The organism is Georgenia sp. H159, assembly GCF_035607575.1.
Taxonomy (GTDB): Bacteria; Actinomycetota; Actinomycetes; order Actinomycetales; family Actinomycetaceae; genus Oceanitalea.
Genome location: NZ_JAYDZY010000006.1, coordinates 282451 through 298042 on the forward strand (window position 1 = coordinate 282451; position 15592 = coordinate 298042).

Consider the following 15592-nt stretch of genomic DNA (forward strand, 5'->3'; position numbering starts at 1 on the left):
CATAGCGCCGAGAGCGGAGTTGTTTCACGAAACAACTCCGCTCTCGGCGTTTGTGGGGGGCTACGTCATGCTCATGACGACGCGGCCGTCGATCGCGCCGGCCTCCATCTCGGCGAAGATGTCGTTGATGTCGTCCATCGGCCGCACCGTGTAGGTCGGGCTGATCTTGCCGCGGGCGAAGAAGTCCAGCGCCTCGGCCATGTCCTTGCGGGTCCCGACGATCGAGCCCCGGACCGTCAGCCCGAAGAGCACCGTGGTGAAGATGTCGAGCGGGAACTGCTCCGGCGGCAGGCCGACGAGGGAGACGGTGCCACCCCGCCGGAGGGCGGCGACGGCCTGCGGGAAGGCGTGGGCGTTGACGGCGGTGACCAGGGCGCCGTGCACGCCGCCGGTCGCGGCCTTGATCTCGGCCGCGGGGTCCTCGCTGGTGCGGGCGTTGACCGCCACCTCCGCGCCGTGCTTGCGGGCGAGCTCGAGCTTGCTGTCGTCCACGTCCACCGCGGCCACCCGCAGACCCATGGCGACCGCGTACTGCACGGCGATGTGGCCCAGGCCGCCGATCCCGGAGATGAGCACCCACTCCCCGGGCTTGGTGTCGGTGACCTTGAGACCCTTGTAGACCGTCACGCCGGCGCAGAGGATCGGTGCGGCCGCGGCCGGCTCGACGCCGTCGGGGATGACCGGGCAGTAGCGGGAGTCGACCAGCATGTACTGCCCGAACGAGCCGTCGACGGAGTAGCCGCTGTTCTGCTGCGCCTCGCACAGCGTCTCCCAGCCGGTCTGGCAGTACTCGCACTCGCCGCAGGCGCTGGCGAGCCAGGCGTTGCCGACGGTGTCGCCGACCTTGACCCGCTCGACGCGGTCACCGACGGCCACCACGGTCCCGACACCCTCGTGGCCGGGGACGAACGGCGCGACCGGCTTGACCGGCCAGTCGCCGTGGGCGGCGTGGAGGTCGGTGTGGCAGACACCGGTGTACTCCACCTTGACCAGGGCGTCGTAGGGCCCGGGCTGGGGGATGTCGAGCTCCTTGACCTCTAGCGGGGCGCCGAGCTCCGGGACGACGGCGGCGCGCATGGTGTCGGCCATGGGGGTCCTCCTTGTTCGGGCCGAGGACCGGAAGGGCAAGGCCCTCGGGTGGTGAGCACCGTGTGCGGTGTGGCACCAGTGAACCAGCGCGCAGGTTCACCAAGGAGGGACGGACGTCCCCGGCGGGAGGCCCGGCTGCGGCGTCGAGCTCCGGACGCGGCGGACGCCGTCAGGTGCGCTCGGCGGCCTCGACGCGGGGGGTGAGCTCGGCGACGACGGCGTGGGTCTCGGCGTCGTCGCGGCCCTTGAGCTCCTCGAGGTGCCGGCGGGCGTCGTGCGGTCGCTCGGCGTCCAGGGCCGCCAGGACGATCTGACGTCCGGCCTCCGGGATGTGCTCACGCGGCGACCACTGCCCCACGCCGAGCCCCAGGCCGTCGCCGGGCAGGTCCGCCTCGCGGAGCGTGCGGACGCCCTCGGCCACGGCCAGCCCCGTGTGCTCGCGCTCGCACGCGGCGTTGAGCCGGCGCATCGCGCCCTCGTGGTCGTCGTGCAGGGACAGCCGGGCGAGCTCGATGAGCGGGAACCACGCCCGCGGGTTGCCGGCGAGCTCCTCGGCCAGCGCCCAGATCGCGACGTCGGCCGACATGTGGTGGGTCACCTGCTCGTGCTCCGCGACAAGCGGGTCGACCGGCTCCACCGAGTCGGCCCTCCTGCGCACCAGCTCCGCGAGCTCGCGGAAGGCCTGGATGTCGTTGGGGTCCTCGACCAGCCGGGCCCGCAGGGTGTCCTCCCTCGGCAGGTCGGCGCTACGGGCAGCGGTGGTGGCTTGCCGGGTCCCCGGCCGCCGCATGGGGCGGCGTCGGGTGAGCAGCGCCTTGAGTCGCGCGAGGAGAGCCATGGACCGACCATATCGGCTCAGCGCTGAGCCCTCACTTTGACGCGGTCGACCGCGTCGCTCCGGGCCACGGAGATCCGCGCCCCGCCAAGGTTGTCGGCTTCCCACAAGCGCTCGCCTATGCTCGCGTCATGGCCCCCGCCCCGACCGCCGACCAGCACGGCAGCTCGGACGTCGTCCGGCGCCTGCGCGGCGGCACCGACCTCCTCACGTCGGCCGCGCTCAAGCGGCTGGACGCCGAGATCCCCTGGTACCGCGAGCTCGCTGCCGAGGACCGGTCGTGGATCGGCCTCGTCGCGCAGTCCGGCATCTCCGCCTTCATCACCTGGTACGAGAGCTCGTCGGCCGCCACCTACAACGCGGCGGAGATCTTCCGGGCGGCCCCTCCCGAGCTCACGCGGTCCATCTCGCTGCAGCACACGCTCCAGCTCGTGCGGCTCGTCGTCGAGGTCGTCGAGGACAATGCCGTCCAGCTCGCGGCGCCGGGCCAGCAGCGCGACCTCCGTGACGCCGTGCTGCGCTACTCCCGCGAGGTGGCCTTCTCCGCGGCCGAGGTCTACGCCCGCGCGGCCGAGGCACGTGGCGCGTGGGACGCCCGCCTCGAGGCGCTCGTCGTCGACTCGCTGATCCGCGGCGACACCGACGGCTCGCTGCGCTCCCGGGCCGCGGCGCTGGGGTGGTCGGGGACCGGGTCGGCGGTGGTCCTCGTCGGCACCACCCGCAGCCCGCTCGACGAGCGGAGCACCTCCGAGCTGCGCCGCGCCTGCCGCCGGGCGGCCCACGACGCGCTCGTCGGGATCCAGGGCGACCGACTCGTCATCGTGCTGGGCGGGCACGAGCTGCGGGCGGCGGCCGAGTCGCTCATGCCACGCCTGCGCCCGGGCACGGTCGTGCTGGGACCCGAGGTGGCTGACATCGCCGATGCGGGCCGCTCGGCACGCGCCGCGCTGGCCGGTCTGCTCGCCGCCCCGGCGTGGCCGGACGCGCCGGAGCTCGTCGAGGCCGACGAGCTGCTGCCCGAACGACTCGTCAACGGCGACCCGCTCGCCCGCCGCACCCTGCTCACCGAGATCTACCGCCCGCTGGCCGCGGCCGGTGGCCCCCTCCTCGAGACCCTCGGGGAGTACCTCGCGGTCGGCCGCTCGCTCGAGGCCGCCGCCCGCGCCCTCTACGTCCACCCCAACACCGTGCGGTACCGGCTGCGACGGGTCTCCCAGACCGTCGGCTGGGACGCGACGACGCCGCGCGAGGCCTTCGTCCTCCAGGTCGCCCTCACGGTCGGCCGGCTCTCCGCTCCCGCAGGTGACCACGCCGGAGTGTGACCCACCTCCCACGCATCGCACGCCGACACGCACCGGTTTGTCGATGCCCCACAACGCTCGTGAAACGAGTTGGTAGGCGTCGTAGCCGTGGGCAGGCCCGGCTTTGTTGGCAGAGTGGAATCCGTGCTCGCCATCCTCTGCCCTGGTCAGGGCGCCCAGTCCCCCGGCATGCTCAGCCCCTGGCTGGAGCTCCCCGGACTCGCCGAGTCGCTCGACGCCTTCAGTGAGGCGGCCCAGGCCGACCTCCGACAGCTGGGGACCGAGGCGGACGCCGAGACCATCCGCGACACCCGCTACGCGCAGCCGCTCATCGTGGCCGCGTCCCTGCTCTCGTTCCAGGCCCTCGTCGGGGAGGACGGTTCCGCGGTCGACGTCACCGCGGGCCACTCCGTCGGTGAGCTGGCCGCAGCCGCCGTCGCCGGGACGCTGAGCGCCCACGACGCGCTCACGCTCGTCGGGATCCGCGGACGGGCCATGGCCGCAGCCGCCGCCGTCACCCCCACCGGGATGAGCGCCGTCGTCGGCGGAGACTCCGACGAGGTGGAGGACGCGATCCTCGCCAATGGGCTCACCGCCGCCAACGTCAACGGCGGTGGCCAGGTCGTCGCCGCCGGGACGCTCGGGCAGCTCGCCGCCCTCACCGAGGCACCGCCGGCCAAGGCCCGCGTCATCCCCCTCGAGGTGGCCGGTGCGTTCCACACCGAGCACATGGCCCCCGCCGTCGCCGAGGTCCGGGCCGCCACCGGCTCCCTGACCCCCGCGGACCCGCGCGCCACCCTGCTGTCCAACGCCGACGGCAACTCGGTCCACACCGGCACCGACGCCCTCGAGCGCATCGTCGCCCAGGTCGCCCGACCGGTCCGGTGGGACCTGTGCTGCCGCACGATGCTCGACCTCGGCGTCACCGCCGCCATCGAGCTGGCCCCCGCCGGTGTCCTTTCGGGGCTCGCCCGACGTACGCTGCCCGGCGTGCAGACCCTCGCCCTGAAGTCCCCCGACCAGCTCGACGCCGCACGGGAGCTCGTCCGCGAGCACGGGGGTGTCCGGTGACCCGGCCCGTCCTGCGCTCGGCGCAGCCGACCACCTACTCCCGGATCCTCGGCATCGGTGGAGTGCGGGGTGACCTCGCCGTCCCCAACGACGACATCGTCGGGCCGATCGACAGCTCCGACGAGTGGATCCGCCAGCGCACGGGCATCATCGAGCGCCGCCGGGCCACCGAGGAGCAGACCATCGCCGCGATGACCGAGGAAGCCGCGCGCAAGGCGCTGGAGGCCTCGGGGGTCGAGGCGTCCCAGCTGGGCGCCGTCATCGTCGCCACGGTGACCCACCTGGAGCAGACGCCGGCGCTGGCCACGATCATCGCCGACCGCATCGGCGCGACACCCGCGGCGGCCTTCGACATCTCCGCCGCCTGCGCGGGCTACTGCTACGGCATCGCCCAGGCCGACGCCCTCGTCCGGGCCGGAGCCGCTGACTACGTGCTCGTCGTCGGGGCGGAGCGCATGTCCGACTTCATCGACCCGACCGACCGCACGATCTCCTTCATCCTCGGCGACGGCGCGGGCGCCGCCGTCGTGGGCCCGTCCGACACCCCGGGGATCGGCCCCACCGTGTGGGGCTCCGACGGCGGGCAGGCGGACGCGATCTACCAGACCCACTCCTGGCTCACCTTCCGCGACGGCACCGACACCTCGTGGCCGACGCTGCGCCAGAAGGGCCCCACGGTGTTCAAGTGGGCGAGCTTCGAGATGGCCAAGGTGGCCCGCGCCGCGATCGAGGCCGCCGGGCTCCGGCCCGAGGACATCGAGGTGTTCATCCCGCACCAGGCGAACATGCGGATCATCGACCAGCTCGCCAAGCAGCTTGGCCTGCCCGAGTCCGTGGTCATCGCCCGGGACATCGCCGAGACCGGCAACACCTCGGCCGCCTCCATTCCCCTGGCCGCCGAACGGCTGCAGCGGGAGGGCGCGGTGGAGTCCGGGGCGCTTGCCCTGCAGATCGGGTTCGGCGCCGGGCTCGCCTACGCCGCCCAGGTGGTGGCCCTGCCCTGACGCGCGAGTCGCCGGCGGCGGCGAGCACGTCGTAGACCACACTGTTCTCGACCAACCCCACACGAATTGGAGCAACGCGCATGGCACACAGCGAGCAGGAGATCCTGGCCGGACTGGCGGAGATCGTCAACGAGGAGACCGGCCTGCCCGCCGACTCCGTCCTGCCGGAGAAGTCCTTCACCGACGACCTCGACATCGACTCCCTGTCGATGATGACCATCGTCACGCTGGCCGAGGAGAAGTTCGAGGTCCGCATCCCCGACGAGGAGGTCGCCAACCTCGCAACCGTCCAGGACGCGGTCTCCTTCATCCAGGGCGCCCAGCAGGCCTGACCCCTTCGACCGGGGCGGCCGCCGCGCCGCCCCGGTCGACCTCACCCCTCAAGGAGCAGTCATGGCTACCCCCACCGTCGTCATCACCGGTCTCGGAGCGACCACGCCGCTCGGCGGCGACGTGTCCTCGACCTGGGCCGGTGCCCTCGCCGGCCGCTCCGGGGTGCGCACGCTCGAGAACGACTGGGCCGAGCGCTACGAGATCCCCGTCGACTTCGCCGGCCAGCTCGCGGTGCCCGCGTCCGACGTCCTGCCGCGCACCGAGACCCGCAAGATGGACCCCAGCGCCCAGTACGCGGTCATCGCGACGCGCGAGGCCTGGGCGGACGCCGGGTCGCCCGAGGTCGACGGCGAGCGCCTGGGTGCCGTCGTCGCCTCCGGGATCGGCGGCGTCTGGACCCTGCTCGACGCCTGGGACACCGTCAAGGAGCGCGGCGCGCGGCGCGTCATGCCGCTCACGGTCCCCATGCTCATGCCCAACTCCCCCGCCGGGTACGTCTCCCTCGAGGTCGGCGCCCGGGCCGGGGCGCACTCCCCCGTGTCCGCCTGCGCCTCGGGCGCCGAGGCGATCGCCTACGGGGTGCACATGATCCGCTCGGGCCGGGCCGAGGTCGTCGTCGCCGGTGGCACCGAGGCCGCCATCCACCCGCTGCCCATCGCCGCCTTCGCCAAGATGCAGGCGCTGTCCACCCGCACCGACGACCCGGCCGGGGCCTCGCGCCCCTACGACGTCACGCGCGACGGCTTCGTCCTGGGTGAGGGCGCCGGTATCGTCGTCCTGGAGAGCGCGGAGCACGCAGCCGCCCGGGGCGCCCGGGTCTACGGCGAGGTCTGCGGAGTCGGCATGACGTCCGACGCCTACGCCATCGCGCCGCCGGACCCCAGCGGTGCCGGGCAGGAGCGTGCCATGCGCCTGGCCCTGGAGGACGCCGGAGTGAGCGGTCGCGACGTCATCCACGTCAACGCGCACGCGACGTCCACCCCGGTGGGTGACGGCATCGAGGCGGCGGCCATCCGCCGCGGGCTGGGCGACGAGGCCGACCACGTGACGATCTCGGCGACCAAGTCGATGACCGGGCACCTGCTCGGCGGCGCCGGCGCGCTGGAGACCATCTTCACCGTGCTCGCCCTGCGCGAGCGCACCGCGCCGCCGACCATCAACGTCACCGAGATGGACCCGGGCCTGGACATCGACCTCGTGCGGGACACCCCCCGCGAGCTACGGTCCGGGGACGCGGTCGCCCTCAACAACGCGTTCGGCTTCGGCGGCCACAACGTCGCCCTCGCCGTCCGCAACGCCTGACCCCGGCCCCCCCTCCCGCCGACAGCGGACTTATCGCCGACAGCGGACTTATCGCCGACGGCCGAGTTGTCGCACACACCTAGGTTGTCCCCGACGGCCGAGTTGTCGCCGGCGGCCGGGTTGTTGCCGGCAGCCGGGTTGTCGCCCACAGCCGGGTTGTCGCCGACAGCGGAGATATCGCCGACAGCAGAGATGTCGCCGACAGCAGAGTTGTGGCCCATAACGAAGTTGTCGCCGACGACGGACATCGCTGACGACGGTGAGATCCTCGGGTCGAGGGCAACCGGTCGGAGTTTCACGACACGGCAAATTAGCTCTCGGCAAGAAGTCCGCTCTCGGCGACAAGTCCGCTCTCAGCGACAAGTCCGCTCTCGGCGACAAGTCCGCTCTCGGCGAGGGGGTGGGGTGGGAGGGGGCTCAGCCGACGCGGTGGAGCCAGCGCACCGGGGCACCGGCGCCGGCGTAGCGGAAGGGTTCGAGCTCGTCGTCCCAGGCCTGACCGAGCGCCAGGTTCATCTCGTGGCGCATCCGGGCGGGGTCCGCGGCGAACTCGAGGGCGGCACGGATGCGGTCCTCGGGGACGACGACGTTGCCGTGCGCGTCGGTCTGCGCGTGGAAGATCCCAAGCTCGGGTGTGTGCGACCAGCGCCCACCGTCGACGCCCGGTGCGGGGTCCTCGGTGACCTCGTAGCGCAGGTGGGTCCACCCACGCAGCGCGGAGGCGAGGCGCGCCCCGGTCCCCACCGGCCCGACCCACGAGTACTCGGCGCGGAAGAGCCCGGGCGCGGCGGGCTGCTCCGTCCACTCCAGGGAGACCCGGCCGTCGAGCACCGTGCCTGCCGCCCACTCGATGTGCGGGCACAGCGCCCTGGGCGCAGAGTGCACGAAAATGACGCCGCGGGTGCTGGCACCACTCATGTCGACCCTCCTGGTTCCGGTTGAGGTACGTCTTCCCCTACGACCTCAGCTGAACCAGGCGAACCGCATGGTCACGGCATAACGGTGCTCATCATGCCACACCGCCGGCAGGAACGCCCAGGTCGGGCCGCCCTGCCGGCGGTGGAACGAGCCCGCTCAGGACCGGACCGGCTCCGGCTGGGCTGCGCTCTGCGGACGTCCGCTGACGTTCTCAGGAGCAGTGGTCGCGTGCTCCTCGTCGGTGAAGAGGTTGGCCGCCTCGGCCGAGTTGTACTGCTCGACGTCGAGGATCCCCTCGCGCTTGGCGACGACGGTCGGCACGAGCGCCTGCCCGGCGACGTTGGTCGCGGTGCGGCCCATGTCGAGGATGGGGTCGATGGCGAGGAGCAGTCCCACACCCTCGAGGGGCAGACCGAGCGTCGACAGCGTCAGCGTGAGCATGACGAGTGCGCCGGTGAGGCCCGCCGTCGCCGCGGAACCCACGACGGACACGAACGCGATGAGCAGGTAGTCGGTGACCGCCAGCTCGAGGCCGAAGAACTGGGCGACGAAGATCGCGGCGAGCGCCGGGTAGATCGAGGCGCAGCCGTCCATCTTGGTCGTCGAGCCCAGCGGCACGGCGAAGGAGGCGTAGGACGACGGCACGCCGAGGTTGCGCTCGACGACCCGCTGCGTCAGGGGCAGGGTGCCGATGGAGGAGCGGGAGACGAAGCCGAGCTGGATCGCCGGCCACGCGCCCCGGTAGAACCGCAGCACCGACAGCCCGTTGGTCTTGAGCACCACGGGGTAGACGAGGACGAGCACGAGCGCCAGGCCGATGTAGACGGCACCGGCGAAGGTGCCGAGCGGCGTCAGGGCGTCCCACCCGTAGGTGGCGATCGCCCGGCCGATGAGCCCGAGCGTGCCGAGCGGGGCGAGGCGGATGATCCACCACAGCACCTTCTGGATGATCGCGAGCAGGGAGCGGTTGACCGAGAGGAACGGCTCGGCCTTGTCGCCGACCTTGAGCGCGGCGATGCCGACGACGAGCGCCATGACCAGGATCTGCAGCACGTTGAAGCTCAGCGAGCTGCTGACCCCGGTGATCTCGCCGCCGTCCTGGTTGAGCGACGCGGACGTCTGCAGGCCGAGGAAGTTCGCGGGCACGAGGCCGCCGAGGAAGTCGAGCCAGCTTCCGGTGCGGCCCGGCTCTGCTGCGGCGTCGGCGCCGACGGTGGTGTTGACGCCCGGCCGCATGACGAGGCCGAGGCCGATCCCGATGACCACCGAGGCGGCCGCGGTGATCGCGAACCACACCAGCGTCTGGCCGGCGAGGCGGGCGGCGTTCGCGACACCGCGCAGGTTGGCGATCGAGGCGACGATCGCGGTGAAGACCAGCGGCGGCACGGTGGCCCGCAGCAGGCTGACGAACGCCGAGCCGATGGTGTCGAGGGCGACGGCGAGGCCGTTGGGCTCGCCGGACGGCGTCTCGCCGATGGCGAGCGCCCACCAGCCGAGCAGGACGCCGACGACGAGCGCGAGGAGGATCTGGGCGGTGAAGGACGGGGCACGCAACCGCCGTCGAGCGGGAGCTGAGGTCGTGGACATGGCTGCCTTTCCGGGTACGCGGGAGTGACGAGGGGGACGCGCGCAGGCGGGCGCGTCACGGCGCGGGACGAGGACGCCCGGGCAGCCGAAGGTCGGCAGCAGGGCAAGGCAAGGCAGGCCGGCGGCGGTGCCGGAACGTCCGTGGCTCAGCTCAGGTGCGAGCCGTCCCGCAGGTGCTCAGTGGCGACAACACAGCGCGCTGGCCTGCCGACGCAGGTCGCAGTCGTAGCGCGCAGTGAGATTCCAGGCGTTGAGCACACACCCTCCCCGAGGTGAGGGTCCGAGGGTCGGACCAGCAGCCACCATAGACGACGACTGCCGGTGGTGGCGCGCGATGAGACTCAGATCATCTCCCGGATGGCCCGCATGGCCTTCTTGCGCTGCGCGCGCTCCAGACGGTCGATGTAGAGCATGCCGTCGAGGTGGTCGACCTCGTGCTGCAGGCAGCGGGCCATGAGCTCCTCCCCCTCGACGACGACCTTCTTGCCGTCCAGGTCGATCCCCTCGACCCGGGCGTACCAGGCACGCTCGGTGGGGAACCACAGCCCGGGGACGGACAGGCAGCCCTCGTCGCCGTCCTGGTACTCCTCCTCGGAGACCTCGACGAGGCGCGGGTTGAGGACGTAGCCGATGTCCTCCTCGATGTTCCACGAGAACGCCCGCAGGCTCACGCCGATCTGGTTGGCCGCGAGGCCCGCCCGGCCCTCGTGGTCGACGGTCTCGAGAAGGTCCTCCACCAGCGACCTGACGCGGTCGTCGATGTCCGTGACCGGTTCGCACGGGGTGCGCAGGACGGGGTCGCCGACGACGCGGATCTCTCGCATAGCCATGGGCACCAGTTTCCCACGCCGGGCAGCGTGCTCCGAACCTGCCGCGAGTGGTGCCGGCTACGTCGGGCGCCGGTCGACGACGACGGCGGTGGCCAGCTCCTGCAGCGCGGCCAGGTGGCCCGTGGTCGCCTCCCGTCCCGGGCCGGCTCCTCACGCCGTCGCGGCGATCGCCCCTCGTCCCGCCTGGCGGCCGGAGAACAGGCACCCGCCGAGGAAGGTGCCCTCGAGCGAGCGGTAGCCGTGCATGCCGCCACCGCCGAACCCGGCGGCCTCCCCCGCGGCGAAGAGCCCGGGCAGGGGCGCGCCGTCGGGCCGCAGGACCCGGGCGTCGAGGTCGGTCTCGATGCCGCCGAGGGTCTTGCGGGTGAGGACGTGCAGCTTGACCGCGACGAGCGGCCCGGCCGCGGGGTCCAGCAGGCGGTGCGGGGACGCGACCCGGATGAGGCGGTCCCCGCGGTAGGCCCGCGCCTGACGCAGCGCCGTCACCTGGGAGTCCTTGGTGAACTCGTTCCCCAGCTCCCGGTCCCGGGCGTGGACCTCCCGGGCGACGACGTCGCGGTCGAGTGGCGCCTCGGGCGCGATCCGGTTCATCCCCGCCACGAGTTCCTCGAGGGAGTCTGCGACGACGAAGTCCGGTCCGCGATGCATGAACGCGGCGACCGGGCCCGGGGCTCCGGACTTCAGGCGCTCGAGCAGTCGCCGCACGTCCTTGCCGGTGAGGTCGGGGTTCTGCTCGCTGCCGGAGAGTGCGAACTCCTTCTCGATGATGCGCTGGGTCAGGACGAACCAGCTGTGGTCGTGCCCGGTGGTGCGCAGGTGACGCAGCGTGGCCAGGGTGTCGAAGCCGGGGAACAGCGGCGCGGGCAGCCGTCGGCCCGCTGCGTCGAGCCACAGCGACGACGGCCCGGGAAGGATCCGGATGCCGTGGCCGGGCCAGATCGAGTCGTAGTTCTCGATGCCCTCGGTGTAGTGCCACATGCGGTCCCGGTTGACCAGGCTCGCACCGGCCTCGCCGGCCACCTCGAGCATGGAGCCGTCGACGTAGGCCGGCACGCCGGTGAGCATGCGCTGCGGCGGGACGCCGAGGGACTCGGGCCACCAGCGACGGACGAGCTCCTCGTTCCCGCCGATGCCACCGGAGGTGACGACGACGGCCTGGGCGTGCAGCTCGAAGTCACCGACGACGTCTCGGCTGGTGGCCACCCCGCGGGGGGAGCCGTCCGGCGCGAGGACCTGCCCCGCGACGCCGTCGACGGCACCGCCGCTCATGGTGAGCCGGGTGACGCGGTGGCGCGGGGCGAGGGTCACCCGACCGTCGTCGACGGCGGCGCGCACCTGACGGGCGAAGGGTGCCACGAGCCCCGGTCCGGTCCCCCACACGATGTGGAAGCGCGGCACGGAGTTCCCCGGGCCGGTGGCGAGCGTGCCGCCGCGCTCCGCCCAGCCGACCACCGGGAAGAAGCGCACCCCGAGCGAGTACAGCCAGGCGCGCTTCTCCCCCGCGGCGAAGTCGACGTAGGCCCGCGCCCAACGCTCGGGCCACAGGTCCTCCCGCGGCCGGTCGAAGCCCGCTGTGCCCGCCCAGTCCTGCCACGCGAGCTCCCGGTCGTCCCGCACGCCCATGCGGCGCTGCTCGGGTGAGTCGACGAGGAAGAGTCCACCGAAGGACCAGTACGCCTGCCCGCCGAGGTTCTGCAGCGGCTCCTGGTCCACGAGCACCACCCGGCGCCCGGCACCGGCGAGCTCGGCGGTGGCGACGAGACCGGCCAGTCCGGCCCCGACGACGATGACGTCCGCATCCATGCGTTCTCCTCTCCGCCTGACGGCTCCCTCACCGTCGCGAGCCAGGCTAGCGGGCCGCACCGACACGCGGAGGCACCGGGAGCTTGCTGCCCGTGAGGCTTCATGGTCGCTCTTCGAGATCGCGCACGACCGACCGGAACGACCCCGATATCGACAACGTTGTCGAACTCATATAGTCCGACCCCTGTACGTGTCCTTCGGCACCGGCGACGAGGCGTTCCAGGCCAACCGGGTGGAGAGCGTGACGTCCGTGACCGAGGACGGCTACGTCGTCGAGGCGGCCATTAGCCTCCTCGAGGAGGGGGGCCTCGGGACGTTCCACGGCCTGGACTTCCAGGTGAACGACGCAAGCACCGTCGACGGCGTCGCGACCCGCACCTCCATCCGCAACTGGGCCAACCCGACCGTGCTCGGCTACCAGAGCACCGAGCGGTGGGGCGTGGGCCAGCTCGTGGCCGCTGCCGAGGAGCCGACGACGGAGCCCACCGAGGAGCCGACGGAGCCGCCGACCCCGGCCCCGACGGACGGGCCGACCGACGGCGCCACGCCGCCGGCCGCAGGCGGACCGGACGGTCCGGGCCGTGGGGGTCTCCCGGTGACGGGTGCGGAGCTCACCGCCCTGTTCGTCGCGCTGCTCCTGGTGGCGGGCGGCGGTGGGCTCGTCGCCCGCCGGCACCTCACCACCGGCTGAGCGCTGAGTGAGGAAGGGCCCCGTCAGGCAAACGCCTGACGGGGCCCTCTCTGCTCCCGCGGCTGGATTCGAACCAGCAACCGTCCGATTAACAGTCGGATGCTCTGCCGTTGAGCTACGCGGGATTGCGCGGGCACGATGCTACCAGGGGCGGGGCGTCGCTCCGCCGTCGCCGGAGCGACGACGGCGGAGCGGCCCGCCGACCGTTCCCTCAGCCGAGCCGGACGCCGCCCAGCTTCCTGGCGACCTCTGGGTCGTGGTGGTCCAGCGCGACGGAGCGGCCGGTCTCGAGCTCGGCGATCCGTCCCATCTCCTCCTGGCTCAGCTCGAAGTCGAGGATGTCGATGTTCTCCGCCATCCGCTCCGGGCGCACGGACTTGGGGATGACGACGACGTCGCGCTGGACCAGCCAGCGCAGGGTCACCTGGGCGACCGTCTTGCCGTGCGCCTCCCCGATCGAGGTGAGGACCGGGTTGCTGAAGATGTCGTTCTTGCCCTCGGCGAGCGGCCCCCAGGACTCGAGCTGCACGCCCAGACCGGCCATGACCTCCTGGTCGGTGGTCCGCTGGTAGAAGGGGTGGGTCTCGATCTGGTTGACGGCCGGGACGACGTCGGTGTGCTGGACGAGGTCGACGAGGCGGTCGGGGAAGAAGTTCGAGACGCCGATCGCGCGAGCGGTGCCCTCCCGGTGCAGCTCGGACATCGCGCGCCAGAAGGAGTAGTAGTCACCGAAGGGCTGGTGGATGAGGTAGAGGTCGAGGTAGTCGAGACCGAGCTTCTCCAGCGAGGTCGCGAAGGCGCGGCGGGTGCCCTCCTCGCCGCCGTCGTGGTTCCACAGCTTGGTCGTGATGTAGAGCTCCTCACGAGGGATGCCGCTGGCGGCGATCGCGCGCCCGACGGCGTCCTCGTTGCGGTATCCGGCCGCCGTGTCGAGGTGGCGGTACCCGGCAGCGAGCGCGTCGGTGACGACCTTCTCGGTCTCCTCCGGCGGCACCTGGAAGACGCCGAAGCCGAGGATGGGCATCGTCGTGCCGGTGTTGAGCGTGACGGTGGGGATCTGTGCCATGCGTGTGCCTCCCGTGGGTGTCGTGTCCGCCGGGGCGAGGTCGTCGTTCCGGCGGCTCAGCCATGGTGCGCGCCGAGGCAGCCGGGCGCGAGCGCAGCCGGGTCCGGGGACGCACGAAGGCCCGGAACCGTGTCGGTTCCGGGCCTGGCGGCTCCCGCGACTGGACTCGAACCAGTAACCGTCCGATTAACAGTCGGATGCTCTGCCAATTGAGCTACGCGGGATCGTGCCGGTCGACTGTAACAAAGCCGGGGTGGCGACCGGGAGTCGCCGCAGCCCGGACCGACTGTGAGTTCGGCCGCACCTGGCTCAGCCGATGCCGACGGCCTCGCGGACGCGCCGCTCCAGCTCGTCGAGCTCGCGCTCGACGTCCTCGCTCCGGCGCAGCGGACCGAAGGCCGTGAGCTGGGAGTAGAGGCTGCCGTCCTCCCGCCGCCGCACCGTCGCCCGCACCCGGGTGCCGTCCACGGTGATCGTCTCGTGGTGCACGACCGAGGCCTGGACCCGCTCACGGAGCGCGGAGGTGAAGACCGCGACGTCGTCGGAGTCGAGGACGAGCGGCTGGTCGGGCCGCTCGCGGTCGGCCCAGGTGATGGTGAACGTGCCGGTGTCGCCGTCCCAGGCGCCGTTCTCGACCTCATCCCAGGCGCTGCGCTGCCCGAGCCCGTCCTCGCCGACGAGCAGCAGCGCGTCCCGCGCGACGACGGCCCACGAGCCGCCGCTCAGCGGGGCGAACGCGAGCGCCTTGTCGCCGGGGGGCAGGTGGGCGGCGACGGCGTCGGGCAGGCGGGCAGCGCGGCGGAAGATGGGCACGTCCTCACCGTATCCGAGGCCCGGCTAGGATTGCGTGGCCGTGCGGCGAGCCCGTCGCACCACGCCCCAGTAGCTCAGCCGGTCAGAGCAGCGGACTCATAATCCGTCGGTCGTGGGTTCAAGCCCCACCTGGGGCACCGGCCTTCCCGGAACACTGCGCGGGTTCGGCATGGCCAGCGCGGGCGACAGCGGTCAGCGCAGCCACACAGCGAGGCCTGCCTGGCGTCGGCTACGACTTTAGGACCAGACGGGGTCCTGCGGACGGGTGAAGTGTTGACCTGTGGCCGAAAAGTCGCCCTGGTGGAGGCTATGTTGGGGACTGGTGTTGATCGGCTCCGCGGGCGGCGGCGCCGGCGCCCAGCAGGAAGGCAGACCATGGAGACCACGACGTACAGCCCGGCACTGGCAGCGGACATCAGCCGCGCCCGGTCGTGGCGTGACACGTTGACGGCGAGCTACGAGCTCCAGCAGGCACGCCTCCGCGTCGCGATCGACGGCTCGGCAGAGCCCGAGGAGTACGTCTAGCCGACCTGGCTTCTGGCAAGGAGTTGCTTCGCGGTGCCTCCTGCTGGAAACTAGCGACCTGTCGGCATCGGGCGGTGCCGACGAACACCATGCGGAGGGCGGACCCATGGGAGTAGAACGTGGCATCGAGGCTGCGCTCGACGCAGCCAGAGGATGGCCGACAACACTCCGGCACTCGTGGCGCGACGAGCTCGCCGCGGACCATGAGATCAGCCAGGCGCGACTCCAGGCGGTCATCGACTCGTCCGAGGCACCCCTGGAGTACCTCTAGCAGCTCGTGTGCGCGGCGCACTCTCCAACGCGCGGCGATGCGACTGGATCCGCTCGGCGGCGACGTCGGCCGTGGGTACGCGCCGCACCTGGGCACGCGTGACCGAGCGGCAAGGCGCTCTCCGCCGAGGACACCGCCTCCTCCTTCGGCACC

General features: G+C 72.3%; 16 protein-coding genes and 3 tRNA genes. 9 read left to right on the plus strand and 10 right to left on the minus strand.

Features of this window, described 5'->3' with window-relative positions:
• Window positions 1-60 precede the first annotated feature (60 nt).
• Both adhP and VR894_RS09530 read right to left on the minus strand, forming a co-directional pair.
• Window positions 61-1089 carry an alcohol dehydrogenase AdhP gene (adhP, locus tag VR894_RS09525; protein ID WP_324651147.1) on the minus strand — a complete coding sequence of 343 codons (1029 nt, stop codon included), beginning with the start codon at window positions 1087-1089 and terminating at the stop codon, window positions 61-63.
• A gap of 169 nt (window positions 1090-1258) precedes the next feature.
• Window positions 1259-1927, minus strand: coding sequence for a hypothetical protein (locus VR894_RS09530; protein ID WP_324651148.1), 669 nt, complete (start codon window positions 1925-1927; stop codon window positions 1259-1261).
• A 128-nt stretch (window positions 1928-2055) separates the two neighbouring features.
• Between VR894_RS09530 and VR894_RS09535 the strand changes: the two genes are divergently transcribed.
• The 5 genes from VR894_RS09535 to fabF all read left to right on the plus strand — a co-directional run bounded on the left by VR894_RS09535 (window position 2056) and on the right by fabF (window position 6935).
• Window positions 2056-3246, plus strand: coding sequence for a helix-turn-helix domain-containing protein (locus VR894_RS09535; protein ID WP_324651149.1), 1191 nt, complete (start codon window positions 2056-2058; stop codon window positions 3244-3246).
• A 123-nt stretch (window positions 3247-3369) separates the two neighbouring features.
• Window positions 3370-4296 carry an ACP S-malonyltransferase gene (locus VR894_RS09540; RefSeq protein ID WP_324651150.1) on the plus strand — a complete coding sequence of 309 codons (927 nt, stop codon included), beginning with the start codon at window positions 3370-3372 and terminating at the stop codon, window positions 4294-4296.
• Window positions 4293-5300 (plus strand): beta-ketoacyl-ACP synthase III, encoded by a 1008-nt coding sequence (locus VR894_RS09545; RefSeq protein WP_324651151.1) that lies wholly within the window; start codon window positions 4293-4295, stop codon window positions 5298-5300. Before VR894_RS09540 ends, VR894_RS09545 begins: the two co-directional genes overlap by 4 nt.
• 80 nt (window positions 5301-5380) lie before the next feature.
• The gene (locus VR894_RS09550) at window positions 5381-5632 is read left to right on the plus strand and encodes an acyl carrier protein (protein WP_324651152.1); all 252 of its coding nucleotides are present in this window, start codon (window positions 5381-5383) and stop codon (window positions 5630-5632) included.
• Between the two features lie 61 nt (window positions 5633-5693).
• Window positions 5694-6935 (plus strand): beta-ketoacyl-ACP synthase II, encoded by a 1242-nt coding sequence (gene fabF, locus VR894_RS09555; protein WP_324651153.1) that lies wholly within the window; start codon window positions 5694-5696, stop codon window positions 6933-6935.
• 417 nt (window positions 6936-7352) lie between these two features.
• Here fabF and VR894_RS09560 read toward each other — a convergent pair whose 3' ends face one another.
• The 4 genes from VR894_RS09560 to VR894_RS09575 all read right to left on the minus strand — a co-directional run bounded on the left by VR894_RS09560 (window position 7353) and on the right by VR894_RS09575 (window position 12073).
• On the minus strand, window positions 7353-7853 hold the full coding sequence (locus tag VR894_RS09560) for a DUF3145 domain-containing protein (RefSeq protein ID WP_324651154.1): 501 nt from the start codon (window positions 7851-7853) through the stop codon (window positions 7353-7355).
• 156 nt (window positions 7854-8009) lie between these two features.
• On the minus strand, window positions 8010-9440 hold the full coding sequence (locus VR894_RS09565; protein WP_324651155.1) for a dicarboxylate/amino acid:cation symporter: 1431 nt from the start codon (window positions 9438-9440) through the stop codon (window positions 8010-8012).
• 341 nt (window positions 9441-9781) lie between these two features.
• The gene (def, locus tag VR894_RS09570) at window positions 9782-10270 is read right to left on the minus strand and encodes a peptide deformylase (protein WP_324651156.1); all 489 of its coding nucleotides are present in this window, start codon (window positions 10268-10270) and stop codon (window positions 9782-9784) included.
• Window positions 10271-10420: 150 nt separating this feature from the next.
• Window positions 10421-12073, minus strand: a complete 1653-nt coding sequence (locus VR894_RS09575) for an FAD-binding dehydrogenase (protein ID WP_324651157.1) — start codon at window positions 12071-12073, stop codon at window positions 10421-10423.
• A gap of 190 nt (window positions 12074-12263) precedes the next feature.
• Here VR894_RS09575 and VR894_RS09580 point away from each other — a divergent pair, with 190 nt between their 5' ends.
• Window positions 12264-12764 (plus strand): sugar-binding protein, encoded by a 501-nt coding sequence (locus VR894_RS09580; RefSeq protein WP_324651158.1) that lies wholly within the window; start codon window positions 12264-12266, stop codon window positions 12762-12764.
• 53 nt (window positions 12765-12817) lie between these two features.
• Here the strand turns inward: VR894_RS09580 and VR894_RS09585 are convergent.
• The 4 genes from VR894_RS09585 to VR894_RS09600 all read right to left on the minus strand — a co-directional run bounded on the left by VR894_RS09585 (window position 12818) and on the right by VR894_RS09600 (window position 14643).
• Window positions 12818-12889 (minus strand) — tRNA-Asn (locus VR894_RS09585).
• Between the two features lie 86 nt (window positions 12890-12975).
• Window positions 12976-13830 carry an aldo/keto reductase gene (locus tag VR894_RS09590; protein WP_324651159.1) on the minus strand — a complete coding sequence of 285 codons (855 nt, stop codon included), beginning with the start codon at window positions 13828-13830 and terminating at the stop codon, window positions 12976-12978.
• A 151-nt stretch (window positions 13831-13981) separates the two neighbouring features.
• A tRNA-Asn gene (locus tag VR894_RS09595) sits at window positions 13982-14054 on the minus strand.
• An 85-nt stretch (window positions 14055-14139) separates the two neighbouring features.
• Entirely contained in the window at window positions 14140-14643 is a 504-nt protein-coding gene (locus VR894_RS09600) for a hypothetical protein (RefSeq protein ID WP_324651160.1), read from the minus strand.
• 63 nt (window positions 14644-14706) lie between these two features.
• Between VR894_RS09600 and VR894_RS09605 the strand changes: the two genes are divergently transcribed.
• The 3 genes from VR894_RS09605 to VR894_RS09615 all read left to right on the plus strand — a co-directional run bounded on the left by VR894_RS09605 (window position 14707) and on the right by VR894_RS09615 (window position 15439).
• Window positions 14707-14780: transfer RNA gene (locus VR894_RS09605), tRNA-Ile, on the plus strand.
• A 238-nt stretch (window positions 14781-15018) separates the two neighbouring features.
• Window positions 15019-15168, plus strand: a complete 150-nt coding sequence (locus VR894_RS09610; protein WP_324651161.1) for a hypothetical protein — start codon at window positions 15019-15021, stop codon at window positions 15166-15168.
• A 106-nt stretch (window positions 15169-15274) separates the two neighbouring features.
• A complete protein-coding gene (locus VR894_RS09615; RefSeq protein ID WP_324651162.1) occupies window positions 15275-15439 on the plus strand; it encodes a hypothetical protein in 165 nt (54 codons plus the stop codon).
• Window positions 15440-15592: the final 153 nt, after the last annotated feature.